1 protein-coding gene is annotated in these 390 nt (G+C 76.4%); it reads left to right on the top strand.

The genetic code is table 11. The features are described 5' to 3' along the window. Nucleotides 1-34 precede the first annotated feature (34 nt). The coding region (locus tag GVL61_RS24655) for a glutamate--tRNA ligase family protein (RefSeq protein WP_235037907.1) at nt 35-390 on the top strand (356 nt) is incomplete at its 3' end.

The raw sequence follows: 390 nt of genomic DNA, 5'->3' as shown, positions 1-390 counted from the left end.
CTCGCCCACCGGCCCTCTGCATGCGGGATCGCTGGTGGCGGCGCTGGCGAGCTGGCTGGATGCCCGCACCGCGGACAGCGGCCGCGGCGGCACCTGGCTGGTGCGCATCGAGGACGTGGACACGCCCCGCTGCCAGCCCGGCGCGGCCGAGACCATCCTGCGCCAGCTCGCGGACTGCGGCCTGCACCCCGACGGGCCGGTGCTCTGGCAGTCGGCCCGCCACGTGCGCTACGCCGAGGTGCTCGACCGCCTCGTGCAGGACGGGCTCGCCTATCCGTGCGCCTGCACGCGCGCGGACATCGCCCGCGCGCACCTCCAGAAGCACGGCGAGCGCGACAGGCATGCCGAACTCCCCTACCCGGGCTCCTGCCGCCAGGGGCTGGGCGGACG

Source organism: Novosphingobium sp. 18050 (genome assembly GCF_902706195.1).
Lineage (GTDB): Bacteria > Pseudomonadota > Alphaproteobacteria > Sphingomonadales > Sphingomonadaceae > Novosphingobium.
The sequence above is the reverse complement of the archived record's forward strand: the minus strand, read 5'-3'. Positions and strand labels throughout refer to the sequence as shown.